Genomic DNA, 22491 nt, shown 5'->3' with positions numbered 1-22491 from the left:
ATGGCCAGACCCGGATTCCGCCTTGCTGTGTTCGCCACCCTGCTGGCACTGCTGGTCGTCCTGCTCGGTGCCTATACCCGCCTGACCCACGCCGGGCTCGGCTGCCCCGACTGGCCTGGCTGCTATGGTTTCATCAGCGTGCCCAACAGCGAAGCGCAGCTGGCGCATGCCGAACTGCACTTTCCCGACCACCCCGTGGAAGAGGCCAAGGGCTGGGCCGAGATGGTCCACCGCTACTTTGCCGGCACGCTCGCCGTGGTGATCGCCCTGCTTGCCCTGCAAGCGCTGCGCCGGCATGCCCGCGATGGCCAGCCTTATCGCCTGCCCCTGCTGTTGCTGGGCGTGGTGCTGGCGCAGGCAGCGTTTGGCATGTGGACCGTCACCCTCAAGCTGTGGCCGCAAGTGGTTACCGCGCATCTGCTGGGCGGGTTTACCACCTTGAGCCTGTTGTTCCTGTTGTCCCTGCGTCTGTCGCGGGCCTTTGCGCCCTTGCCGAAGTTGCCGCTCAGCCTACGGCGGATAGCCGCGTTGGCCCTGCTGGTGGTGATTGGCCAGATCGCCCTGGGCGGCTGGGTCAGCTCCAACTACGCGGCGGTCGCCTGCATTGACCTGCCGACTTGCCATGGCCAGTGGTGGCCGACGGCGGACTTCAGCAACGGTTTTCACCTGACCCAGCATGTCGGCCCCAATTACCTCGGTGGCCAACTGGACAGCGATGCGCGCACGGCCATTCACATCAGCCATCGCCTGGGTGCGTTGTTGGTGACCTGCGTGCTGCTGGTACTCAGCTGGAAGCTGCACCGTTGTGGCCTGACCGGCCTGGCTCGATGGGTATTGCTGGTGCTGGCGCTGCAGGTCGGCCTGGGCATCAGCAATGTGCTGTTCCACCTGCCGCTGGCCGTGGCCGTCGCGCATAACGCTGGCGGCGCGCTGCTGCTGCTGAGCATGGTGCTGGTGAACTACCGCATCCGCGTGGTCGACAAGGTCCGCGTCGGCGCCGGGCAAGGCTGGCGCCTGCGACCCGCAGCCGGGCTCAGCATCACCCATTACATGCGGAGCGATTCGTGGCGACGCTTCTGAGCGCACGGCGTGCCAGCTGGCGCGATTACCTGGAGCTGACCAAGCCCAAGGTGGTGGTGCTGATACTGGTCACTTCGTTGGCGGGCATGTTCCTGGCGACCCGTGCCGGGGTCAGCTGGAGTGTATTGCTGTTCGGCAACCTGGGTATCGCCCTGTGCGCGGGCAGCGCGGCAGTGGTCAACCACGTGGTGGACCGGCGTATCGACGCGCTGATGGCCCGGACCCACAAGCGCCCATTGGCCCAGGGGCGGGTCGAGCCGTTGCCGGCCTTGCTGTTCGCCCTGGCCCTGGCCCTGCTCGGCATGGCCCTGCTGCTGGTGTTCACCAATGCCCTCGCCGCCTGCCTGACCCTGGCTTCCCTGCTAGGCTATGCGGTGCTCTATACCGGCTTTCTCAAGCGTGCCACGCCGCAGAACATCGTCATTGGCGGCCTGGCCGGTGCCGCGCCGCCGCTGCTGGGCTGGGTCGCGGTGAGCGGCCATATCAGCGCAGAGCCGCTGCTGCTGGTGCTGATCATCTTCGCCTGGACGCCACCGCACTTCTGGGCACTGGCCATCCACCGCAAGGAAGAGTACGCCAAGGCCGATATCCCGATGTTGCCGGTCACCCACGGCGAGCGTTACACCAAGCTGCACATCCTGCTGTACAGCCTGATTTTGCTGGCGGTGAGCCTGCTGCCGTTTGCCATCCACATGAGTGGCCCGTTGTACCTGGCCTGTGCCCTGGCGTTGGGCCTGCGCTTCCTGCACTGGGCCTGGGTGTTGTACCGTGGCAGCCGGCCGCACGCGGCGATCGGTACCTTCAAGTATTCTATCGGCTACCTGTTCGCGCTGTTCATCGCGTTGCTCGTTGACCACTACCTGTTGCTGAATCTATGACCCGAACCCAGAAAACCGTCTTCATCCTCGTTGCCTTGGTCGCCCTGATCATGGGCCTGACCGTCAACAAGGTGCTTAGTGAACGGGGCCAGCTCAACCCGACCGAGTTGATCGACGCCGGCATCATCCTTCTGCCGCAAAGCCGCACGGTGGCCGACGTGACCATGACCAACCAGGATGGCCAGCCGGTGCAGCTGGACGGGCTGAGAGGCAAATGGTCGCTGCTGTTCTTCGGCTACACCTACTGCCCGGACATCTGCCCGACCACCCTGGCCCAATTGCGCCAGGTGAAGAGCGAGCTGCCCAAGGAGGCTGTGGACCGGCTGCAGGTGGTGCTGGTGAGCGTCGACCCGAACCGCGATACACCGAACCAGTTGAAGCAGTACCTGGGTTATTTCGACAAGGATTTCGTCGGGGTGGCGGGGTCGATCGAAGATACCCAGAAGCTGGCCAATGCGTTGAGCATTCCGTTTATTCCGGCGGATACCAGCAAGCCGGGATACACCGTGGATCACAGCGGCAACCTGGCGATCGTCGGGCCGGATGGGCGTCAGCGCGGGTTCATTCGTGCGCCGTTCAACAACCAGAAGCTGGTGGCGCAGTTGCCTGGGCTTGTGAAGCGCGATTGAGTGGGCCCTGAAAAGCTTCGCGGGGCAAGCCCGCTCCCACAAGGACTGCACAAGACATAAGCTTCTGCGGTACCTGTGGGAGCGGGCTTGCCCCGCGAAGAATCCAGCGAAGTAGTCAGACTTAGAACGCCGGAACCACAGCGCCCTTGTACTTCTCGTTGATGAACTGCTTCACCTCAGGCGAGTGCAGCGCTGCTGCCAGCTTCTTCATCGCGTCCGAGTCCTTGTTGTCCGGGCGGGCAACCAGGATGTTCACGTAAGGCGAGTCGCTGCCTTCGATGGCCAGGGCGTCTTTTTCCGGATTCAGCTTGGCTTCCAGCGCATAGTTGGTGTTGATCAGGGCGATATCGACCTGAGTCAGCACGCGCGGGATGGTGGCCGCCTCCAGCTCACGGAATTTCACGCTCTTCGGGTTTTCTGCCACATCCTTCACGGTCGACAGGATGTTGGTGTTGTCCTTCAGCTTGATCACGCCGGCCTTGTCCAGCAGCAGCAGGGCGCGGCCGCCGTTGGTGGCATCGTTGGGAATGACCACGGTGGCGCCGGAGGACAGTTCGTCGAGCTTCTTGATCTTGGCCGAGTACACGCCCAGTGGCTCGATATGCACGCCGGCAACGCTCACCAGCTGGGTGCCCTTGGCTTTGTTGAATTCATCCAGGTACGGCTGGTGCTGGAAGAAGTTGGCGTCCAGGCGCTTTTCGGCAACCTGCACGTTTGGCTGGATGTAGTCGGTGAATTCCTTGACCTTCAGCTCCACGCCCTCTTTCGCCAGCTGAGGTTTGACGAAGTTGAGGATCTCGGCGTGTGGCACCGGGGTGGCGGCGACGGTGAGGGTTTCCGCGGCGTTGGCCGAGAAGGCCGCGACAGCGGCGACAACAGCAAGCAGCTTCTTCATGAATCACTCCTTGTGAGGGCCGCGACGGCCCCCGAACGGGTCGGCCGGGCCGACCCCATTGGGGTTACTTACGGGAAAAATGCACGACCAGTTTGTCGCCCACGCTTTGCAGGACCTGGACCAGCACCAGCAACAGCACCACGGTCACGACCATCACGTCGGTCTGGAAGCGCTGGTAACCGAAGCGGATGGCCAGGTCGCCCAGGCCGCCAGCGCCGACCACACCGGCCATGGCGGTGTACGACACCAGCGTGATGGCGGTTACGGTAATCGCCGCGAAGATGCCCGGGCGGGCCTCCGGCAGCAGCGCGCTGGTGATGATCTGGCGCGTGGTGGCGCCCATCGACTGGGTGGCCTCGATGATGCCGCGGTCCACTTCACGCAGGGCGGTTTCCACCAGGCGTGCGAAGAACGGCGTGGCGCCTACCACCAGCGGCGGGATGGCGCCGGCGACGCCCAGCGAGGTGCCGGTGATCAGCACGGTGAACGGGATCATCACGATCAGCAGGATGATGAACGGCAGCGAACGCAGGATGTTGACCACCAGCGACAGCAGCGCATACACGCCCTTCTGCTCGAACATCTGCTTCGGCCCGCAAAGGAACAGCAGCACGCCCAGTGGCAGGCCGAGCAGCACGGTAAAGAACAGCGAGCCGAACAGCATGATCAGGGTATCGACGGTGGCCAGCCAGATCTCGGCCCAGTCGACATTGGCGAAGAAGTTGAGGGCGTCCATCAACGCAGTACCTCCATATGTACGTCAGCTGCCTTGAAGCGGGCGAACGCCGCTTCCATGTCACCGCCGATCAGGGCGAGGGTGAGCTGGCCATAGGGGACATCCTTGATGCGGTCGATACGCCCGGCGAGGATGCTGTAGTCGACACCGGTTTCGCGGGCCACGGTGCCAAGCAGCGGTGCGTAGGTGGCGTCGCCCTGGAAGGTCAGGCGCACGATACGGCCCGGCACGTGGGCGAAGTCATCGCGCTGCTCGCCTTCGTCGACCTGTTCGTCTTCCTGGACAAAGCGCTTGGTGGTCGGGTGCTGCGGGTGCAGGAACACCTCGGCTACCGGGCCTTGCTCGACGATCTGGCCGGCATCCATCACTGCCACGCGGTCGCAGACCCGGCGGATCACGTCCATTTCGTGGGTAATCAGTACGATGGTCAGCTTCAGCTCACGGTTGATCTCGGCCAGTAGTTGCAACACCGAAGCGGTAGTCTGTGGGTCGAGGGCGCTGGTGGCTTCGTCGCACAGCAGGATCTTCGGGTTGGTCGACAGGGCGCGGGCGATACCGACGCGCTGCTTCTGGCCGCCGGACAACTGGGCTGGGTACTTCTTCGCGTGGTCCGCAAGGCCCACACGGGCCAGCAATTCGGTGACACGCTTGTCGATCTCGCTGCGCGACAGTTCGCCAGCCAGGGTCAGCGGCAGCGCGACGTTGTCGGCGACAGTCTTCGATGCCAGCAAGTTGAAGTGCTGGAAAATCATCCCGACCTGCTGGCGGAAGCCGCGCAGCTGGCTGGCGTTGAACGCGGTAACGTCCTCGCCGTCGACGATGATCGTGCCGCCGGAAGGCTCTTCGAGGCGGTTGATCAGGCGCAGCATGGTGCTCTTGCCGGCGCCGGAATGGCCGATCAGGCCGAACACCTGGCCGTCTTCGATGGTCAGGCTGGTCGGATTCAGTGCGGGGATTTCCCTACCGGCGACGCGGTAGGTCTTGTGTACCTGTTGGAACTCGATCACGTAGCGAACCTTGTGGGGCGCATGGAATTTGGGTCAGCGGTTAGCTGGGGTCGCGCATTTTAGCCTTTTCCCATAGCTGTTCTTAGCATTTATTTCGTAATGCACCAATCCTTCGGGCATATCGCGACAACCGGTAATTCTGATTGAACGCTCGACAGAGCGCTTCGGTCACTAGTTGGACAAGCCGCACAAGCCCGACAGGGCGCGCCTGATGACCGATATGGAGAGCCGTGATGCCTAGCAAGAAACCGGATTCACCCAAACACAGCCAGCTCGCCGGAACCGACACCCCTGATCGTGCCAATACCAACCGCAAATTGCAGGCCCTGGAAGAACATCGCAGCGATGCGACCGGCCAGGCACTGCGCACCAACCAGGGTGTGCGCATCGCCGATAACCAGAACACGCTCAAGGCCGGGCCGCGTGGCCCCTCGCTGCTTGAAGACTTCATCATGCGCGAGAAGATCACCCATTTCGACCACGAGCGCATCCCGGAGCGTATCGTGCACGCCCGAGGCACGGGCGCCCATGGCTATTTCCAGAGCTATGGCAATCATGCCGAGCTGACCAAGGCTGGCTTCCTGCAGGACCCTGAGAAAATCACCCCGGTGTTCGTGCGCTTCTCCACGGTGCAAGGCCCACGCGGCTCCGGCGACACGGTGCGCGACGTACGCGGTTTCGCTGTGAAGTTCTATACCGATGAAGGCAACTTCGACCTGGTGGGTAACAACATGCCGGTCTTCTTCATCCAGGACGCCATCAAGTTCCCGGACTTCGTCCACGCGGTGAAGCCCGAGCCGCATAACGAAATCCCCACCGGTGGCTCGGCCCACGACACCTTCTGGGACTTCGTTTCGCTGGTGCCCGAATCCGCCCACATGGTCATCTGGGCCATGTCCGATCGCGCCATCCCGCGCAGCCTGCGGATGATGGAAGGCTTTGGCGTGCATACCTTCCGCCTGATCAACGCCGACGGTGTGGCGAGTTTCGTCAAGTTCCATTGGAAACCACGCCAGGGCGTGCACTCCCTGTTGTGGGACGAGGCGCAGAAACTTGCGGGCAAAGACACCGACTTCCAGCGCCGGGACCTGTGGGAAGCCATCGAGACAGGCGATTATCCCGAATGGGAACTGGGCGTGCAGATCGTGCCGGAGGCCGATGAACACAAGTTCGACTTCGACCTGCTCGACCCGACCAAGATCATTCCCGAAGAACTGGTGCCGGTCACGCCACTGGGCAAGATGGTGCTCAACCGCAATCCGGACAACTTCTTCGCCGAGGTGGAGCAGGTCGCTTTCTGCCCAGGGCATATCGTGCCGGGGATCGACTTCACCAATGACCCGTTGCTGCAGGGCCGGTTGTTTTCCTATACCGATACCCAGATCAGCCGTCTTGGCGGACCGAATTTCCACCAGATCCCGATCAACCAGCCCATTGCGCCGAACCACAACAACCAGCGCGATGCGCTGCATCAGCACGTGGTGCACAAAGGGCGGGCTTCCTATGAGCCTAATTCGATCGACGGCGGCTGGCCGAAAGAAACGCCTCCAGCGGCTCAGGAGGGGGGATTCGAGAGTTATCAGGAGCGCATCGACGCGCACAAGATCCGTCAGCGCAGCGAGTCGTTCGGCGATCACTTCTCCCAGGCACGGCTGTTCTTCCAGAGCATGAGCCCGACCGAGCAACAGCACATCATCAAGGCCTATAGCTTCGAGCTGGGCAAGGTCGAGCGGGAGCACATTCGTGCGCGCCAGGTGAATGAGATCCTGGCCAACATCGACCTCAAGCTGGCCGCCGCCGTCGCTGCCAACCTTGGCTTGCCGGCACCTAAAGCCGGTACGGTACAGGTCAAGGGTAGCCAACTGGCGAAGTCGCCGGCCTTGAGCCAGATGAACCATCCAGGTGTAGTCGGTATCAAGGGGCGCAAGATCGCGGTGCTGGTCGCCGATGGCGTGGACGGCACAAGCGTCGACAAGCTGGTCAAGGCGCTGGAAGCCAAGAGTGCCCGGCCGTTGCTGCTGGGGCCGACTTCGGCACCGGTGAAGGCGGCGGATGGCAAGGCATTGGCAGTGGATGCGTCGATGGAGGGGATGCCGTCGATCATGTTCGACGGGATTGTGGTACCCAAGGGGGTGGACAAGGCCTTGGCATCAAGCGGGCTGGCGAAGCACTTCCTGCTGGAGGGCTACAAGCATCTGAAGGCGATGGTGTTGACCAAGGATCTGTTGAGCACTCTGGGGCTCAAGGAGGACAAGGGGCTGTTGCTGGGTGATGAGCAGAAGTCCGTGGATGCCTTTGTCAAAGCCGTTGAGGGGCATCGGGTATGGGAGCGGGAGGCTGCCGCAGAGGCGGTGCCGGCCTGACAGGGCCTCTTCGCGGGTGAACCCGCTCCCACAGGTATTGCATCGCCTTTAAGGCCTGTGTAATCCCTGTGGGAGCGGGATTGTCGAAGCGTCGAACCGCCGCGAAGGCTTTAACGCTGATGCGGGACCAGTACCACCTGGGCAGGCATCGACCGCTGAATCTCATGCTTCTGCTTCAACTGGAAATCACTGTCGAGCTTGTGCACGCGCTTCTCCAGCAGATTCTTCAGCCAGGGCGCATCCTGAGTGCGCGGTACCTGGAACACCACGTCGCACTGGTAATTGACCACGTCCTTGGCAATCTCGTCGAGCTGGCGACGCATCGCATTGATGTCGGTGGTCTTCAGGGCAATGACGGTGCTCGGCGCTGTGGGATCGATCACCCGCGCCTGAGGCTTGGCCTCGGCAGCCTTCAAGGCTGCTTCGGCCTTCTCCAGCTCGGCCTTGCGGGCCTGGGCCACGGCATCGCCACCGGTCACGGCCGGAGCCTGCGGCATCAGCGCGCGGGCCCTGGCCAGCGCGGTGGCGGCGGCGTTGACGTCGCCCTTCTGCAGGACGATCTGGCTGCGTTTCAGGTAGGCCTCGGCCAGCTGGCGCTGGTTCTGCTCCAGGCGAGGGTCATCCGGTGACTGCGCCTGCAGGGCTGCCAACTGGTCTTCGGCGGTGGCCAGCTCGTTGCTGGTGATGCTCTGTTGCAGCTGCTGCCAGGCGTCGGCTTGGGCAGGTGCATTGGCCTGTTCGACCGGCGCGCTGGAACACGCGGCCAGGAACAGGGAAAACGCGGCAACAAGCAGATAACGGGATGCGAACGGCTTCATTCCTGCGGCTCTCTATTTGCGCAAAAAGCGAGCAAGTCTACACCCAGGTGCGCACGCTCGAAAATAAGTCTTACAGACCCTTTACCCGCGAAAAGGTTGCAGGGCGCACCTGGGTGCACCCTGTTTTTCAGCGTTTTGGCAGTGCCAGGCTCAGCAAGAATAGCACCGCCGCGCAGACCACGATCGATGGCCCGGCCGGGGTGTCCTTGAACCAGGACATGGCCAGGCCACCGCACACCGAGGTTATGCCGATCAATGTTGCGGCCAGCGCCATCTGTTCTGGCGAGCGGGCGTGACGCTGTGCCGCAGCAGCGGGAATGATCAGCAGCGAGGTGATCAGCAGCACGCCGACGATCTTCATGGCCACGGCAATGACCACGGCGATCAGCAGCATCAGCGCCATGCGCAGGCCAGCCACCGGCAGGCCCTCGACCATGGCCAGTTCTTCGTGGACAGTGATTGCCAGCAACGGCCGCCACAGTGCGGCCAGCAGCAGCAGGACCAGCGCGCTACCGCCGAGGATCCAGGCCAGGTCTGTGGTGCTGATGGCCAGCAGGTCGCCGAACAGGTAGGCCATCAGGTCGATGCGTACGTCGTGCATGAAACTCAGCACCACTAGGCCCAGCGACAGGGTGCTGGGGGCGAGGATGCCGAGCAGGGTGTCGGAGGCCAGCGGCTGGCGTTGCTGCAGGGTCACCAGCAGGATCGCCAGCAACAGGCAGCCCACTGTCACCGCCAAAGCCGGGCTGATATCCAGCACGAAGCCCATGGCCACGCCCAGCAGCGCGGCATGGGACAGGGTGTCGCCGAAGTAGGCCATGCGCCGCCACACCACGAACGAGCCAAGCGGGCCCGCTACCACTGCCAGGGCAAGACCCGCAAGCAAGGCGTAAAGAAGAAAATCAGCCATGCTTGCAGTGCTCTCCGTGAACGTGGGTGCCAGGGGTGACGACCGAACCGTGCAGGTCATGGCTGTGGTCGTGATGGTGGTGGTAGACAGCCAGGCTCGGGGCGTTCTGGCCGAACAGTTCGACAAAGGCGGGATCGTTGCTGACCTGCTCGGGGTGGCCCGAGCAGCACACGTGGCGGTTCAGGCAGACCACCTGGTCGGTGGCGCTCATGACCAGGTGCAGGTCATGGGAGACCATCAATACGCCGCAGCCGTGGCGGTCACGCAGGCGGGTGATCAGGTTGTACAACTCGGTCTGGCCGACCACGTCCACCCCCTGCACCGGCTCGTCGAGCACCAGCAACTGCGGCTCGCGCAGCAGCGCCCGGGCGAGCAGCACGCGCTGCATCTCACCGCCGGAAATCGTCTGGATCGGGCTATCGATGACGTGCTCGGCTCCCACTTCCTGCAGGGCCGACAAGGCAGCCGCGCGGTCAACTCCGGGCACCAGGCGCAAGAAGCGCAGCACCGACAGCGGCAGCGTGGCGTCTACCTGGATCTTTTGCGGCATGTAGCCAATGCGCAGCTTCGGCTTGCGCCAGACCTTGCCACGGTGCGGCTTGAGCAGGCCGAGGACGGCGCGCACCAGTGTAGTCTTGCCGGCACCGTTAGGGCCGATCAGGGTGACGATCTGGCCGGGTGCGACCGAGAGGTCGATGCTGTCGAGCACGGCCTCGCCGGCAAAGCTGACACCGACCTGCTCGAGGCGGATCAGGGCGTCGCTCATGCTGCGCTCCGGCAGTTGGCGCACAAGCCGACGATTTCCACCGTCTGGGTTTCGACGCTGAAGCCCACGGCCTTAGCGCTGTGGATGATGGCGTCGCTGATGCTGTCCTGCTCCAGCTCGATAGCCACGTGGCACCCACGGCAGATCAGGAACTGGCCCTGATGGGCGTGCTCCGGATGGCTGCAGCCGATGAAGGCGTTGAGCGATGCGATGCGGTGTACCAGGCCATTTTCCAGCAAAAAGTCCAGCGCGCGGTACACGGTGGGTGGTGCGGCGCGGCGGCCGTCCTGTTCGCTGAGCACGGCGAGGATGTCGTAGGCGCCCAGCGGCTTGTGGCTCTGCCACACCAGCTCAAGCACACGCCGACGCAGTGCGGTCAGGCGCAGGCCCTGGCGGGTGCACAAGGCATCGGCTTCGGACAATGCACTGTGCACGCAATGGGAATGATCGTGAGGACGGTGAGCCAGCGGCGTGATGGACATGGGCAGCGACGGTTCTGGATGGAGACGTTATTATGTTACCTGTTTCTGACGAGTCGAGTATTCATCGTGTCCCGATTCCTTGTGCTTTTTGTCGCTTTCATCGCCTGTTCGGCGCAGGCCGACGTGCGTGTGCTGACCAGCATCAAACCCCTGCAGCAGATCGCCGCCGCCGTGCAGGAGGGTGTGGGCACCCCGGACGTGCTGCTGCCGCCGGGCGCTTCGCCACACCACTACGCCTTGCGCCCGTCGGACGTGCGCAAGGTCGGCGACGCCGACCTGCTGTACTGGATCGGCCCTGACATGGAGAACTTCCTGCCGCGGGTACTGGGCAGCCGCAGCAAGCCGGCAGTGGCCGTGCAGTCGCTTCCAGGCATGAAGCTGCGCCACTTTGGCGAAGACAGCCATTCCCATGAAGAGGCGGACCAGGACGATCATGACCACGATCACCGCCCCGGCAGCCTGGATGCGCACCTGTGGCTCTCTTCGGTCAATGCCCGGGTGATCGCAACGAAAATGGCGGCTGACCTGGTGGCGGCCGACCCGGCCAATGCGGCGCGTTACCAGAGCAACCTGAAAGCCTTTACCGAGCGCCTGGATGCCCTGGATGCGCGAATCAAGGCGCGAGTAGCCGGGATCGCCGGCAAGCCCTATTTCGTGTTCCACGAGGCGTTCGACTACTTCGAGTCGGCTTATGGCCTGCAGCATACCGGGGTGTTCAGTGTGGCGTCCGAGGTGCAGCCCGGGGCGCAGCACGTAGCCGCGATGCGCAAGCGCCTGCAGGAAGTGGGCAAGACCTGTGTGTTCAGTGAGCCACCGCTGCGGCCGCGTCTGGCCGAGACGTTGACGGCCGGGCTGCCGGTGCGTCTGGCGGAACTGGATGCATTGGGTGGCAATGACCCGGTGGATGCCAAGGGCTACGAGCGCCTTCTCGAGAAGCTCGGTGGTGACCTGGCAGGCTGCCTGGAGCAGTTGTAAGCCTGTTCCGGCCTCTTCGCGGGCGTGCCCGCGAAGAAGCAGATGAGGAACTAGAGGGCGAACGGCAGATGCAAAGCCACCTGCTGGCGCTGTGCCAGGCGCACCTCGAACTCGCTCGGGTCGTGGATCATCACATCCATCCCGGCAAACGATTCCGCCGCAATCAGGCGCGACAGCCAGAAGCGCACGCAGCCTACCCGCAACATCTCGGGCCACAGCTCGGCTTCGGCAGCGGTAAACGGCCGCAACTTCGCATAGGCCGCCAGCAGTGCCTGGGCGCGCGGCACATCGATTGCCCCGTGTTCATCCAGGCACCAGTCGTTCACGGTGATGGCGATGTCATACAGCATCGGCCCGGAACAGGCGTTGTAGAAGTCGATCACACCGGTCAGGTGAGTGCCTTCGAACATCACGTTGTCGCGGAACAGGTCAGCATGCAGGTTGGCCCGAGGCAAGGCCAGGATTTGCGCCTTGTGCGCGGTGATCTCATCCAGCGCAGGCTGCAACAGTGCCGCCTGTTCGGCGCTCAGGCGCGGCAGCAGCTCGGCACCGGATGCCAGCATCCAGTCCAGGCCGCGGTCGGTGCGGCGCTCGATGATGCGTTCGCGGGTCGCCAGGTGAATGTGCGCGAGCAATTCACCCACCTGGGCGCAGTGCTGGGCGTTCGGTGCCTTGATGTGCTTGCCCGACAGCCGCGGCTGCAGCAAGGCCGGCTTGCCGCAGAGTTCGCGCAGGGCATTGCCGTCACGGTCACGCAGGGCGTAGGGCACCGGCATGTCGGCACCGTGCAGCACGTCCAGCAGTTCAATGAAGAACGGCATGTCCTCGACCGGGCCGCGCTCGACCAGCGTCAGGACGAACTCACCCTGTTCGAGGCTGACGAAGAAGTTGCTGTTCTCGGTACCGGCGGCAATGCCCTGGAAGTCGAGCAGACGGCCCAGCGCGTACGGTGCCAGAAAGGTTTCCAGCTCAGGCCGGGTCACGGGGGTGAAGACTGACATGATGAAAAAAAGCCCATACGGGCACTTCCGCCGGGAAGTGCCGGGTTGATGTGAACGGTGCGCGCGTCAGATTACCACTCGAAGATCTTCCAGGACGGGATCAGCATGTCCGGCTGGTCGGAACGAATGAAATTGGCATCGGTGCCATCGGCGCGTACCAGGAAATACGGCTTGCCGTTTTTCGGCGTGATCTTGATCGCATACAGGAAGCCGTTTTGCCGGTATTCCTGGATGGTTTTATCGCCTTCCGTGCGAATGGTCACCTCGGGATCGGCCGAGGGGGCGTCTTCCGCCGCCAGGGTGACGACCGGCATGGTTGCCAACAGGCCGAGCAGTAACAGGCGATTGAGTGTACGCATGATAACCTAGTCCCTTTGTCGTCATTGATCCGGCTATTCTAGCTCCGGACCCGCCGAAAAGGTTGATTCTGCTCATGAGCCAAGCGCCCCTCGTCCTGGTGGACGGTTCCTCCTACCTCTACCGCGCCTTCCATGCGCTGCCGCCGCTGACCACGTCCAAGGGCATGCCGACCGGCGCGGTCAAGGGTGTGCTGAACATGCTCAAGAGCCTGCGCAAGCAATACCCCGACAGCCTGTTCGCCGTTGTCTTCGACGCCAAGGGCGGAACCTTTCGGGATGCCATGTTCGCCGAGTACAAGGCCAACCGCCCGAGCATGCCCGACGACCTGCGGGTGCAGGTCGAGCCGCTGCACGCCAGCGTCCGGGCGCTGGGCTACCCATTGCTGTGCGTCGAAGGCGTCGAGGCCGATGACGTGATCGGCACCCTCGCCCGCAGCAGCGCGACCCAGGGCCGCCCGGTGATCATATCGACCGGCGACAAGGACATGGCGCAACTGGTGGACAGCCACGTGACCCTGGTCAACACCATGACCGGCAGCGTGCTTGACGTGGCCGGCGTGCACGAAAAGTTCGGCGTTGGCCCGGAGCACATCATCGACTTCCTCGCCCTGATGGGCGACAAGGTCGACAACATCCCCGGCGTGCCAGGCGTGGGTGAAAAGACCGCCGTTGGCCTGCTGACCGGTATCGGTGGCGGCCTCAGCGACCTGTATGCCAACCTCGACAAGGTCCCGGCGCTGGCCATCCGCGGTGCCAAGACCCTGCCCGCCAAGCTCGAGGAGCATCGCGACGCGGCATTCCTGTCCTATGAGCTGGCCACCATCAAGTGCGATGTGCCGCTGGAGGTGGAGGTCGAGGCGCTGGTCTGTGGCGAGCCTGACCGCGAGGCGCTGCTGGCGCTTTACACCGAGATGGAGTTCAAGAGCTGGATTGCCGAGGTCCAGCGCGATGCGGTCAAGACCGGCGAACCCGTCGCCGTGATCGAGGCGCCGACGGCCACGGTCGAGCCCAAGTACGAGACTATTCTCGATCAAGCCCGCTTCGACGCCTGGCTGGAAAAGCTGCGCCAGGCGCCGCTGTTCGCTTTCGACACCGAAACCACCAGCCTGGACGCCCAGCAGGCGCAGCTGGTTGGCCTGTCGTTCGCGGTCGAGCCCCATGAAGCGGCCTATGTACCGCTGGCCCATGATTATGAAGGGGCCCCGGCCCAGCTGGACCGCGAGGCTGTGCTGCTGGCGCTGAAACCCCTGCTGGAAGACCCGGCCAAGGCCAAGGTCGGGCAGAACGCGAAGTACGACATCAACATCCTCGCCAACAGCTCGCCAGCCATCGAGATGCGCGGTGTGGCCTACGACACCATGCTTGAGTCATACGTGCTCAACTCCACCGCCACCCGTCATGACATGGACAGCCTGGCACTGAAGTACCTTGATCACACCACCATTGCCTTCGAGGACATCGCCGGCAAAGGCGCCAGGCAACTGACCTTCAACCAGATCAACCTGGACAAGGCCGGCCCCTACGCCGCCGAAGATGCCGATATCACCCTGCGCCTGCACCATGCACTGCAAGCGCGCCTGGCGCAGACGCCAAGCGTGCAGCCGGTGCTGATGGACATCGAGATGCCGCTGGTGCCGGTGCTGGCCAGGATCGAGCGCCAGGGCGCGCTGGTCGATGCCGCGCTGTTGGAGGTCCAGAGCGGCGAGCTGGGCGTGAAGATGGCTGAGCTGGAGCAGCGCGCCTACGCGCTGGCCGGCGAGGAATTCAACCTTGGCTCGCCCAAGCAGCTGGGTGCGATCCTCTACGACAAACTGGGCATGCCGGTACTGAGCAAGACCGCCAAGGGCCAGCCCTCCACCGCCGAAGCGGTACTCGACGAACTGGCGGAGCAAGGCTACCCGCTGCCTGAAGTGCTGATGCAGTACCGCAGCCTCAGCAAGCTCAAGAGCACCTATACCGACAAGCTGCCAGGGCAGATCAACCCGCGCACCGGGCGTATCCACACCTCCTACCAGCAGGCCGTTGCCGCCACCGGACGCTTGTCATCCAGCGACCCGAACCTGCAGAACATCCCGATCCGCACCGCCGAGGGCCGGCGCATTCGTCAGGCCTTCGTTGCCAGCCCTGGCTACAAGCTGCTGGCGGCGGACTATTCGCAGATCGAACTGCGCATCATGGCTCACCTGGCCAAGGATGAAGGCCTGCTGCATGCCTTCCGCAATGATCTCGACGTGCACCGCGCGACGGCGGCGGAAGTGTTCAGCGTGGCGCTTGAAGACGTCACCAACGACCAGCGGCGCAGTGCCAAGGCCATCAACTTCGGCCTGATCTACGGCATGAGCGCGTTTGGCCTGGCCAAGCAGATCGGCGTCGACCGCAAACAGTCGCAGGACTACATCGACCGCTACTTCGCCCGTTACCCGGGCGTGCTGGCCTACATGGAGCGCACCCGCGCCCAGGCCGCCGAACAAGGCTTCGTTGAAACCCTGTTCGGCCGACGCCTGTACCTCCCGGACATCAACGCCAAGAACCCGGCCCTGCGCAAGGGCGCCGAGCGCACGGCGATCAACGCGCCGATGCAGGGTACCGCCGCCGACATCATCAAGCGTGCGATGGTCAACGTCGACAACTGGCTGAGCGACAGCGGCCTGGACGCACGGGTGATCCTGCAGGTGCACGACGAACTGGTGCTGGAGGTGCGTGAAGACCTGGTCGAGCAGGTGAAGGATGAAATTCGCACGCACATGAGCAACGCCGCGCAACTGGATGTCCCGCTGGTGGTCGAGGCAGGTGTTGGTTCGAATTGGGACGAAGCTCACTGATTGAGCCGGGAAAGGTGTGTAGGATCTGCGGCGTAGCGACGCGGATCCTGGCATGGCTCGATGCCATTAGTTCGGCAGTTTCATGAAACTATCGCAAATAGTTTTGAGGGCTCCGGAACTAAACCAGTGAAGCGGAACTCAGAGTAACTGAATGGCTGGTGAAGCCTTTCGATGCTCCTATGTTGTGTTAAGTGTTGGCAGATACCTGGACCCCGCCCTAGCGGTCCGGACTTGAACCCCGAACTTCCCCCTCCCCATACGAAGTCCGGGGTTTTTTTTGCCCGGAATTTGACCAAAGCTGCTGAAGAACCCTGTGGGAGCGGGCTTGCCCGCGAAGAAGCCGCCGCGGTACCTGCCCTGGGCTTCGCCCAGGTTCGCGGGCAAGCCCGCTCCCACAGGGCCAGTGAACTGCCATCAAACTGCTGGCTTGTCTTCCAGTTCCATCCAGTCGGCCAGCACCCGGTAGGCCTCTTCCAGGCCCAGGCGCTTGGGCGCCGAGAACAATTGGATGGTGGCCGTGTCGCCCCAGCCTTTGCGGATTTCCGACTGCACCTTGAGCAAGGTGTTCTTGCCTGCGCCGTGGGTGAGCTTGTCGGCTTTGGTGAGCAGGATATGCATCGGCATGCCGCTGGCTCTGGCCCAGTCGAGCATCATCTTGTCGAAGTCGGTCATCGGGTGACGCACATCCATCATCAGGATGATGCCCTTCAGGCAATCACGGCTGCCCAGATAGGCCTCCAGGTGCTTTTGCCAGTGCTGCTTGAGCGGAATCGGGACTTTTGCATATCCGTAGCCCGGCAGGTCGACCAAACGCCGTTCATCGTCCAGACTGAAGAAATTCAACAGCTGGGTGCGCCCTGGAGTCTTCGAGGTACGCGCCAGGCTGGCATGAGTCAGGGTATTGAGGGCGCTGGATTTGCCGGCGTTGGAACGGCCGGCGAAAGCCACCTCGTAACCCTGGTCGTCCGGGCATTGTTCGACCTTGGCAGCGCTGAGGGCGAATTTGGCTTTCTGGCAGAGGCCGAGGATGGGGTTCTTGACTTGCATGGGATATCCGATGTGGGTGTTGCCAAAGCCTAGGCCGGCAAGCGGTGTCGTTTCCGTTTGGATGGCGGAAGTATATAATGCCCCAGTTTTTGTGTGCTCATTCTCCCAGCGAAGGGGAATGGGCATGGGGTGTCGAACAATAGCTCGCGCATCAGAACGCAGCGCGTCCCCCAACCCTGTCAGGTCGTTTCGCTCGGCGAAATGGCTGCTAGCTGTCGGTATGTTCCTGCCGTTTTTCAGCGCACAGGCTACACAGGATCCCGAGGCGTTGTACAACCGCACGTGTGCGGCCTGTCATGCCGGGCAGTTGCCACAGGCACCCAAGAAGGGTGACCGGGCAGCTTGGGAGCCAAGGCTGGTGCAAGGCATGGAGCAACTGGTGGTGCATGTTACCCAGGGTTTCAAGGCTATGCCGCCGCGTGGATTGTGCATGGACTGCAGTGCCGAGGACTACCGTTTGGTCATCCTTTGGATGAGCGGCAGTCCCGATACATAACATTTCACCCTTAGCCGTGTTGGATTAGCTGATGAACAAACTAGTCGTGAGTCTGCTGTTGACCCTGGGTGTCGCAGGTGCGGCCACTGCTGCAGAACCCATCAAAGGCGATGCCGCCGCTGGCCAGGCCAAGACAGCCGTCTGTGGTGCCTGCCACAACCCGGACGGCAACAGCCTGGCGCCGAACTTCCCGAAACTGGCTGGCCAGGGCCAGCGCTACCTTGAAAAGCAACTGCACGACATCAAGTCGGGCAAGCGCACCGTGCTGGAAATGACCGGCATGCTGGCCAATTTCAATGACCAGGACCTGGCCGACATCGCCGCCTGGTTCGCCAGCCAGAAAGGCAGCGTGGGTGCCGCCGATCCCAAGCTGGTCGAACGCGGCCGCGCGCTGTTCAATGGCGGCAACCTGGAAAAAGGCATGCCTGCCTGTACCGGTTGCCACTCGCCCAATGGCGCGGGTATCGCCCTCGCCGGCTTCCCGCACCTGGGCGGCCAGCATTCGCAGTACGTGGCCAAGCAGCTCACCGATTTCCGCGAAGGCAACCGCACCAACGACGGCGATGCGATGACCATGCGTACCATCGCCGGCAAGCTGAGCAACCACGAGATCGAAGCGCTGGCCAGCTACATTCAGGGCCTGCATTAACATTCGGTTAATGCTGCAACGCTAAAGATGAAAGGGCGGCGCGGGCCGCCCTTTTTTCTTTCCGCAGCCGTTACACTACAGAACTCGGGCCCTTCGCCACCGGTCACAGCACATGTCGCGTCGAGGCGACCAATGAATGCTCAGGAGTAAAGCATGCGTAAACTGATTCTCAGCGCCGCGCTGGTCGCTGCCAGCGTCTTCGGGATGACTGCCGTCCAGGCCGCAGAGCCTGCCACTGCCGGCAAGGAGTACATCGAGCTGAGCAACCCTGTTCCGGTATCCCAGCCAGGCAAGATCGAAGTGGTCGAGCTGTTCTGGTATGGCTGCCCTCACTGCTATCACTTCGAGCCGACCATCAACCCATGGGTCGACAAGCTGCCCAAGGACGTCAACTTCAAGCGTGTACCGGCGATGTTCGGCGGCCCGTGGGACGCCCACGGCCAGATGTTCCTGACCCTCGAAGCCATGGGCGTCGAGCACAAGGTACATGCAGCCGTCTTCGATGCCATCCAGAACCAGCGCAAGCGCCTGACCGACCCGAAAGACATGGCCGACTTCCTCGCCACCCAGGGCGTGGACAAGGACAAGTTCCTCGCCACCTTCAACTCGTTCGCCATCAAGGGCCAGGTCAACCAGGCCAAGGAACTGGCGAAGAAGTACGAGATCACCGGTGTACCGAGCATGGTGGTCAACGGCAAGTACCGCTTCGACCTGGGCACCGCTGGCGGGCCGGAAGGCGTGCTGAATGTGGCTGACCAACTGATCGCCAAGGAGCGCGCCGCTAAGTAAGCGGCGTACCCCATGCGCCGCTTCAGAACCGCGCGTGGCATTGGCCTGCACCAGCCGCAGGTCAACGAGCATCACCTGCAGGCCCCAGGCCTGCCCGAGGATGGTCGTCTGCGGCTGCTCAGCTTCAACATCCAGGTCGGTATCAGCACCGAGCGCTACCGCCACTACCTGACCCGTAGCTGGCAGCACCTGCTGCCGCACACCGGGCGGGCCGGCAACCTGCAGAAAATCGGCCAGTTGCTCAACGACTTCGACCTGGTGGCCCTGCAGGAGGCCGATGGCGGCAGCCTGCGCTCAGGCTACGTCAACCAGGTGGAGCATCTGGCCCAACTGGGTGCCTTCCCTTATTGGTACCAACAGCTCAACCGCAACCTCGGGCGTTTTGCCCAGCACAGCAATGGCGTGCTCAGCCGCCTCAAGCCACAATGCCTCGAAGATCACCCGCTGCCCGGCCCGGCCGGTCGAGGTGCGATCCTGGTGCGTTTTGGCGAGGGTGAGGATGCGTTGATCGTGGTCATGATGCACCTGGCCCTTGGCGCCAGGACGCGTGCCCTGCAATTGGGCTACATCCGTGAGCTGATTGGCGGCTACCGCCACCAGGTGCTCATGGGGGACATGAACACCCACGCCACCGACCTGCTCGAGCATTCGCCACTGCGCGATCTCGGCCTGATTGCACCTCAGGTAGAAGCCACCTTCCCCAGCTGGCGTCCGCAGCGTTGCCTGGACCACATCCTGCTCAGTTCGAGCCTGACCCTGGAGCGGGTCGAGGTGCTGGCGCAGCCGATTTCCGATCACCTTCCCGTTGCGGTAGAGATCCGATTGCCTGATGCACTGGCTGTGGATACGCTGCCGGTCTTGAGCTAGATCAGCAAAAGCGCGGCAAGCCCTCAAGTGTTTGCCGGGCGCGCCGACAGTGTGTAATCACACAGCCCACAGATGCATTACCCGTCGCGGATCCAGGCATGACCGAAGAAGCCGAGCGCTGGAAAGAAAAATATCTCAAAAGCATCGAAAAGCAGGAAAAGCTCGAACGCCGCTGGGAAGCGCGCCTCGACCTGCTGCGCCGTGGCCTGGTGCGCAGCACCCTGGCGGCCGAAGGCAGCGACAAGGTCGTCGACCAGTGCATGAAGGAGATGCGTGAGGTTATTCGCAGCGACAACATGGACGCTGGCCTTGCCGGGTTGATTCCGCGTCTGGAAAAGGCGGTGCTGGATTCCGAGCAGCGCCGGGAAACCCGCATGAATCAGGTCAGCGATGCCCTGAACGCGCTGGTTACCCAGCTTCAAAGCTTACCGTTGCCGGGTGAAGTTGCCCGGCCTTTGAAAAAGCTTGCGAAGAAGCTCGATGGTGGGGTCGCCCAGTCACGCGAGTTACCGCCTTTGCTGGGTGAGCTGAGTGGCTTGCAAGGGCGTGCCCTCTCGTCGCTGAGCAAACCGGATGACGAGGCCCGGCCGGGCTTCCTGCAACGCCTGTTCGGCAACCGCGACAACGAGCCTCAGCATGAGGCCGCTCAGCCTGCGCAACCTGCGCCCGCCATTGCGCAGGCCGAGGCACAGCCACAGCCGGATGGGCCCGTGCTGGTGGACTTGCCACCGCCTGATGCTGACGAGCTGCAACCTCTGACGGCTGCCGCGCCTGCTCCGGCGCCTGAGGAAACTGCACATGTTGCCCAGCCGCAAGTGCTTGCAGAGGCACACCGCGCTGAACAACCGCGGGTAGTCCAGCCCGAAGCTGAGCCGCAGGCCGCAGAGCCTGCCGAAATACCGGAGCAGCCGGCGGCCCCGGTGCCGGCGACACTTGAAGACGTGTTCGCAGAGGACGGCCCCTACGCCCTTCCCGACGCGGTGGAGCCACCGTACAGCCAGGTCGCCGCACACATCGAACAAACGCTGATCGGCCTGCTGGACGACCTCAGCCTGCCGGAGCGCCACAAGGCCCAGGCCCTGGAAATGCGCGAGCGGGTAGCACGCGGGCTGAACTGGTATGAATTGATCCCGGTTCTCGACGACCTGGCCGTGCTCATGTTGGCGATCACCGACAGCGGCCAGCACGAATTCGAGACTTACCTGCAACAGCTCAACGAACGCCTCGACAGCTTCCAGAGCCACCTGCACGAAGCCAGCGCCGGCCATGCCGACAACAGTTCCGCTGCACGCGAGCTGGATAACCAGCTGCGCGAACAGGTGGGTGGGCTGCAAAGCAGCGTTCAGGGCGCGGTGGATGTGGACAGCCTCAAGCACATCCTGGAAAACCGCCTGGAAACACTGCTGGGCACCATGGACGAGCACCAGCACGAGCGTGATCGCCGCGAGCAGGAACTTGCCGGACGCCTGCAGGGCCTGGCTGAGCGGGTCGCCAGCATGGAACAGGAAGCGCTTGGCTATCGCGAACACCTGGAAGAACAACGGCAGAAGGCATTGATCGACCCACTGACAGGGCTGCCCAATCGTGCGGCCTGGAGCGAGCAGGTCGAGCGTGAAATGCTCGACTGGCAGGAAAGTGGTGGTCACCTGGCCATGGCGATCCTCGATCTGGACCACTTCAAGCGCATCAACGACAGTTACGGCCACCTTGCCGGCGACAAGGTGCTGAAGATCGTTGCCGATCAGTTGCGCAAACGCCTGCGCGCCCGCGATTTCATTGCCCGCTTCGGCGGCGAAGAGTTCGTGCTGTTGCTGCCGCAGACTTCCCCGGCAGCCGCAGCCCAGGTTGCCGAAACGCTGCGCGCGGCGATCGAGGCCTGCCCGTTCCATTTCAAGGGCGAACGCGTGGTCATCACCACATCCATCGGCTTGAGCGCCTTCCGCTCCGGCGAACGTGGCGACCAAGTGCTCAAGCGTGCTGATGCTGCACTTTATCGGGCAAAAGACTCAGGAAGAAACCGGGTGGAGCAAGGATAAGTCTGATACCCAAGTATCCGTTATCCTATTGCATTACCCACATTGTCCTGGCCTTTCCCATGAAAGCGTTGTTCTCCGCATTGCTGCTGCTGGCCTTGGCCGGTTGCTCGACCGGCTTGCGCATCGACCGCAGCCACCCGTCCGCCAACCAGGACAACCGTATCCAGTTCGTTGTCCTGCACTACACCAACGCCTCGCTGGAGCGTTCGCTGGCGTTGCTGACCCATGGCGAAGTCAGCGCGCATTACCTGATCGGCGACGGCCCGGCCACGGTTTACCAGCTGGTCGACGAGAACCGCCGTGCCTGGCATGCCGGTGACAGCCAGTGGCAAGGGCGCACCTGGTTGAATTCCAGCTCCATCGGCATCGAGATCGTCAACCCCGGGTTCGACGACACTGTCAATGGCCGCGTCTGGTACCCCTACAGCGAGGCGCAGATCCAGTCACTGATCGCCTTGCTCAAGGATATCGTCAAGCGCAACAACATCGAGCCGCGGCACATCATCGGCCACAGCGACATTGCACCGTCGCGCAAGCTTGACCCTGGCCCATTGTTCCCTTGGAAGCGCCTGGCGGATGCGGGCCTTGGCGTCTGGCCCGAGCCCAATGCCGTAGCCCGCCAGCAGGCGTACTTCAACGTCAATCCTCCGACCATCGGCTGGTACCAGCAGGAATTAGCGCGCTTCGGCTATGCCATCGAGCAGACCGGGCAACTGGATGTCACTACGCGGCAGGTGATCGCCGCCTTCCAGATGCATTTCCGCCCGCAGCGTTTCGACGGCATGCCGGACGCTCAGACCGCAGCCATGCTTTCGGTGCTAAATCGCATGCGCTGAGGCGAATCGTATTCGGGCGCCCAACGGCAGAGCCGATTCTCATTCCAGTT

The 22491-nt window shown here is 63.0% G+C and carries 21 protein-coding genes and 1 pseudogene; 12 read left to right on the top strand and 10 right to left on the bottom strand.

Going from position 1 to position 22491, the window contains the following annotated elements:
- Genes ACQKPS_RS04435 through ACQKPS_RS04425 form a run of 3 tightly spaced genes read left to right on the top strand, consistent with a single transcriptional unit; the run spans position 1 to position 2587 of the window.
- Positions 1 to 1080, top strand: a complete 1080-nt coding sequence (locus tag ACQKPS_RS04435) for a COX15/CtaA family protein (RefSeq protein WP_283723534.1) — start codon at positions 1 to 3, stop codon at positions 1078 to 1080.
- Positions 1065 to 1958 carry a heme o synthase gene (cyoE, locus tag ACQKPS_RS04430; RefSeq protein ID WP_254482462.1) on the top strand — a complete coding sequence of 298 codons (894 nt, stop codon included), beginning with the start codon at positions 1065 to 1067 and terminating at the stop codon, positions 1956 to 1958. The genes ACQKPS_RS04435 and cyoE overlap by 16 nt, the downstream gene beginning before the upstream one ends.
- Complete coding sequence (locus tag ACQKPS_RS04425; RefSeq protein WP_254482463.1) at positions 1955 to 2587, top strand: SCO family protein; 633 nt, start codon at positions 1955 to 1957, stop codon at positions 2585 to 2587. Before cyoE ends, ACQKPS_RS04425 begins: the two co-directional genes overlap by 4 nt.
- Positions 2588 to 2708: 121 nt before the next feature.
- Here ACQKPS_RS04425 and ACQKPS_RS04420 read toward each other — a convergent pair whose 3' ends face one another.
- The 3 genes from ACQKPS_RS04420 to ACQKPS_RS04410 all read right to left on the bottom strand — a co-directional run bounded on the left by ACQKPS_RS04420 (position 2709) and on the right by ACQKPS_RS04410 (position 5225).
- Entirely contained in the window at positions 2709 to 3482 is a 774-nt protein-coding gene (locus tag ACQKPS_RS04420; RefSeq protein WP_254482464.1) for a MetQ/NlpA family ABC transporter substrate-binding protein, read from the bottom strand.
- Positions 3483 to 3546: 64 nt separating this feature from the next.
- Positions 3547 to 4218, bottom strand: coding sequence for a methionine ABC transporter permease (locus ACQKPS_RS04415; protein WP_254482465.1), 672 nt, complete (start codon positions 4216 to 4218; stop codon positions 3547 to 3549).
- A complete protein-coding gene (locus ACQKPS_RS04410) occupies positions 4218 to 5225 on the bottom strand; it encodes a methionine ABC transporter ATP-binding protein (protein ID WP_176508410.1) in 1008 nt (335 codons plus the stop codon). Before ACQKPS_RS04410 ends, ACQKPS_RS04415 begins: the two co-directional genes overlap by 1 nt.
- Positions 5226 to 5458: 233 nt before the next feature.
- On the opposite strand from ACQKPS_RS04410, the gene katE reads away from it, so the two are divergent.
- Positions 5459 to 7588, top strand: coding sequence for a catalase HPII (gene katE / locus ACQKPS_RS04405; protein ID WP_427602935.1), 2130 nt, complete (start codon positions 5459 to 5461; stop codon positions 7586 to 7588).
- Positions 7589 to 7698: 110 nt separating this feature from the next.
- Here the strand turns inward: katE and ACQKPS_RS04400 are convergent, their stop codons facing one another.
- From ACQKPS_RS04400 to zur, 4 genes are all read right to left on the bottom strand, one after another.
- Complete coding sequence (locus ACQKPS_RS04400) at positions 7699 to 8406, bottom strand: PA5502 family lipoprotein (protein ID WP_254482468.1); 708 nt, start codon at positions 8404 to 8406, stop codon at positions 7699 to 7701.
- 127 nt (positions 8407 to 8533) lie between these two features.
- The gene (gene znuB, locus ACQKPS_RS04395; protein WP_054884370.1) at positions 8534 to 9316 is read right to left on the bottom strand and encodes a zinc ABC transporter permease subunit ZnuB; all 783 of its coding nucleotides are present in this window, start codon (positions 9314 to 9316) and stop codon (positions 8534 to 8536) included.
- Entirely contained in the window at positions 9309 to 10082 is a 774-nt protein-coding gene (znuC, locus tag ACQKPS_RS04390; protein WP_054884369.1) for a zinc ABC transporter ATP-binding protein ZnuC, read from the bottom strand. The genes znuB and znuC overlap by 8 nt, the downstream gene beginning before the upstream one ends.
- Positions 10079 to 10564, bottom strand: coding sequence for a zinc uptake transcriptional repressor Zur (gene zur / locus ACQKPS_RS04385; RefSeq protein ID WP_254482469.1), 486 nt, complete (start codon positions 10562 to 10564; stop codon positions 10079 to 10081). The genes znuC and zur overlap by 4 nt, the downstream gene beginning before the upstream one ends.
- A gap of 18 nt (positions 10565 to 10582) precedes the next feature.
- Here zur and ACQKPS_RS04380 point away from each other — a divergent pair, with 18 nt between their 5' ends.
- Positions 10583 to 11539: a zinc ABC transporter substrate-binding protein gene (locus ACQKPS_RS04380; protein ID WP_254482470.1), complete on the top strand. Its 957-nt coding sequence runs from the start codon at positions 10583 to 10585 to the stop codon at positions 11537 to 11539.
- Between the two features lie 50 nt (positions 11540 to 11589).
- Here ACQKPS_RS04380 and ACQKPS_RS04375 read toward each other — a convergent pair whose 3' ends face one another.
- Complete coding sequence (locus tag ACQKPS_RS04375) at positions 11590 to 12540, bottom strand: homoserine kinase (protein WP_254482471.1); 951 nt, start codon at positions 12538 to 12540, stop codon at positions 11590 to 11592.
- A gap of 71 nt (positions 12541 to 12611) precedes the next feature.
- Positions 12612 to 12899, bottom strand: a complete 288-nt coding sequence (locus ACQKPS_RS04370) for a DUF2782 domain-containing protein (protein WP_027917186.1) — start codon at positions 12897 to 12899, stop codon at positions 12612 to 12614.
- 74 nt (positions 12900 to 12973) lie between these two features.
- On the opposite strand from ACQKPS_RS04370, the gene polA reads away from it, so the two are divergent.
- Positions 12974 to 15721, top strand: a complete 2748-nt coding sequence (gene polA / locus ACQKPS_RS04365; RefSeq protein WP_427602930.1) for a DNA polymerase I — start codon at positions 12974 to 12976, stop codon at positions 15719 to 15721.
- Between the two features lie 414 nt (positions 15722 to 16135).
- Here polA and yihA read toward each other — a convergent pair whose 3' ends face one another.
- The gene (yihA, locus tag ACQKPS_RS04360; protein ID WP_054884364.1) at positions 16136 to 16768 is read right to left on the bottom strand and encodes a ribosome biogenesis GTP-binding protein YihA/YsxC; all 633 of its coding nucleotides are present in this window, start codon (positions 16766 to 16768) and stop codon (positions 16136 to 16138) included.
- Positions 16769 to 16988: 220 nt separating this feature from the next.
- Between yihA and ACQKPS_RS04355 the strand changes: the two genes are divergently transcribed.
- The 6 genes and pseudogenes from ACQKPS_RS04355 (at position 16989) to ACQKPS_RS04330 (ending at position 22441) form a co-directional block, all read left to right on the top strand.
- On the top strand, positions 16989 to 17264 hold the full coding sequence (locus ACQKPS_RS04355) for a c-type cytochrome (RefSeq protein WP_254482473.1): 276 nt from the start codon (positions 16989 to 16991) through the stop codon (positions 17262 to 17264).
- Between the two features lie 31 nt (positions 17265 to 17295).
- Positions 17296 to 17913 (top strand): c-type cytochrome, encoded by a 618-nt coding sequence (locus tag ACQKPS_RS04350; protein ID WP_254482474.1) that lies wholly within the window; start codon positions 17296 to 17298, stop codon positions 17911 to 17913.
- Between the two features lie 153 nt (positions 17914 to 18066).
- Positions 18067 to 18702, top strand: a complete 636-nt coding sequence (gene dsbA, locus ACQKPS_RS04345) for a thiol:disulfide interchange protein DsbA (RefSeq protein ID WP_283723539.1) — start codon at positions 18067 to 18069, stop codon at positions 18700 to 18702.
- A gap of 34 nt (positions 18703 to 18736) precedes the next feature.
- A pseudogene (locus tag ACQKPS_RS04340) lies at positions 18737 to 19569 on the top strand (endonuclease/exonuclease/phosphatase family protein).
- Between the two features lie 98 nt (positions 19570 to 19667).
- Positions 19668 to 21605 (top strand): GGDEF domain-containing protein, encoded by a 1938-nt coding sequence (locus ACQKPS_RS04335; RefSeq protein WP_254482478.1) that lies wholly within the window; start codon positions 19668 to 19670, stop codon positions 21603 to 21605.
- Between the two features lie 59 nt (positions 21606 to 21664).
- Positions 21665 to 22441, top strand: coding sequence for an N-acetylmuramoyl-L-alanine amidase (locus ACQKPS_RS04330; protein ID WP_427602925.1), 777 nt, complete (start codon positions 21665 to 21667; stop codon positions 22439 to 22441).
- Positions 22442 to 22491 lie beyond the last annotated feature (50 nt).

It is taken from the genome of Pseudomonas sp. NPDC086566, from assembly GCF_050280885.1.
In the GTDB taxonomy this organism is placed as follows: Bacteria; Pseudomonadota; Gammaproteobacteria; order Pseudomonadales; family Pseudomonadaceae; genus Aquipseudomonas; species Aquipseudomonas vlassakiae.
The sequence above is the reverse complement of the archived record's forward strand: the minus strand, read 5'-3'. Positions and strand labels throughout refer to the sequence as shown.

Excerpts from the sequence above, each read along its gene's own strand:
- ACQKPS_RS04435 (WP_283723534.1), top strand. The coding sequence starts at position 1 with ATGGCCAGACCCGGATTCCGCCTTGCTGTGTTCGCCACCCTGCTGGCA.
- ACQKPS_RS04425 (WP_254482463.1), top strand. The coding sequence starts at position 1,955 with ATGACCCGAACCCAGAAAACCGTCTTCATCCTCGTTGCCTTGGTCGCC.
- ACQKPS_RS04420 (WP_254482464.1), bottom strand. The coding sequence starts at position 3,482 with ATGAAGAAGCTGCTTGCTGTTGTCGCCGCTGTCGCGGCCTTCTCGGCC.
- ACQKPS_RS04415 (WP_254482465.1), bottom strand. The coding sequence starts at position 4,218 with ATGGACGCCCTCAACTTCTTCGCCAATGTCGACTGGGCCGAGATCTGG.
- katE (WP_427602935.1), top strand. The coding sequence starts at position 5,459 with ATGCCTAGCAAGAAACCGGATTCACCCAAACACAGCCAGCTCGCCGGA.
- ACQKPS_RS04400 (WP_254482468.1), bottom strand. The coding sequence starts at position 8,406 with ATGAAGCCGTTCGCATCCCGTTATCTGCTTGTTGCCGCGTTTTCCCTG.
- znuB (WP_054884370.1), bottom strand. The coding sequence starts at position 9,316 with ATGGCTGATTTTCTTCTTTACGCCTTGCTTGCGGGTCTTGCCCTGGCA.
- znuC (WP_054884369.1), bottom strand. The coding sequence starts at position 10,082 with ATGAGCGACGCCCTGATCCGCCTCGAGCAGGTCGGTGTCAGCTTTGCC.
- zur (WP_254482469.1), bottom strand. The coding sequence starts at position 10,564 with ATGTCCATCACGCCGCTGGCTCACCGTCCTCACGATCATTCCCATTGC.
- ACQKPS_RS04380 (WP_254482470.1), top strand. The coding sequence starts at position 10,583 with ATGGAGACGTTATTATGTTACCTGTTTCTGACGAGTCGAGTATTCATC.
- ACQKPS_RS04375 (WP_254482471.1), bottom strand. The coding sequence starts at position 12,540 with ATGTCAGTCTTCACCCCCGTGACCCGGCCTGAGCTGGAAACCTTTCTG.
- ACQKPS_RS04370 (WP_027917186.1), bottom strand. The coding sequence starts at position 12,899 with ATGCGTACACTCAATCGCCTGTTACTGCTCGGCCTGTTGGCAACCATG.
- polA (WP_427602930.1), top strand. The coding sequence starts at position 12,974 with ATGAGCCAAGCGCCCCTCGTCCTGGTGGACGGTTCCTCCTACCTCTAC.
- yihA (WP_054884364.1), bottom strand. The coding sequence starts at position 16,768 with ATGCAAGTCAAGAACCCCATCCTCGGCCTCTGCCAGAAAGCCAAATTC.
- ACQKPS_RS04355 (WP_254482473.1), top strand. The coding sequence starts at position 16,989 with ATGTTCCTGCCGTTTTTCAGCGCACAGGCTACACAGGATCCCGAGGCG.
- ACQKPS_RS04350 (WP_254482474.1), top strand. The coding sequence starts at position 17,296 with ATGAACAAACTAGTCGTGAGTCTGCTGTTGACCCTGGGTGTCGCAGGT.
- dsbA (WP_283723539.1), top strand. The coding sequence starts at position 18,067 with ATGCGTAAACTGATTCTCAGCGCCGCGCTGGTCGCTGCCAGCGTCTTC.
- ACQKPS_RS04335 (WP_254482478.1), top strand. The coding sequence starts at position 19,668 with ATGACCGAAGAAGCCGAGCGCTGGAAAGAAAAATATCTCAAAAGCATC.
- ACQKPS_RS04330 (WP_427602925.1), top strand. The coding sequence starts at position 21,665 with ATGAAAGCGTTGTTCTCCGCATTGCTGCTGCTGGCCTTGGCCGGTTGC.